This window comes from Pseudomonas sp. HY7a-MNA-CIBAN-0227 (assembly GCF_040310325.1).
Taxonomy (GTDB): Bacteria; Pseudomonadota; Gammaproteobacteria; order Pseudomonadales; family Pseudomonadaceae; genus Aquipseudomonas.
The window spans coordinates 1-269 of sequence record NZ_JBEOPT010000147.1 but is presented as its reverse complement, the minus strand read 5'-3'; the positions used below and the strand labels follow the sequence as shown (position 1 = coordinate 269).

The window sequence follows — 269 nt, the reverse complement described above, 5'->3', positions numbered from 1 at the left end:
CCATGGCATCGGCGCCTCGGAAGTGGCGCACATGACCGTATTCGCCAGCCTGGCCCTGGGCTGTGCCCTGCCGCCGCTGGCCGCGCTGGCCACGTTGAGCAACTTGCCGGCCGCTTCCACTTACCTGCATTTATCGCAAAGCCTGCTCGGTGGCATTGCCGGCGCCGTGCTGCTGTTGTCGGTGCTGCTGTGCATCGGCATCTATCGCCGCCGACTGCCGGAACAGCCCTACCCTGACAACCTGCTGGTCAAGGCCGGGCGCCGTACCC

1 pseudogene is annotated in these 269 nt (G+C 66.9%); it reads left to right on the top strand.

Annotated features, from left to right (window positions below):
- Positions 1-269 (top strand): annotated as a pseudogene (locus AAEZ06_RS27350) (bifunctional lysylphosphatidylglycerol flippase/synthetase MprF); the annotation flags it as partial.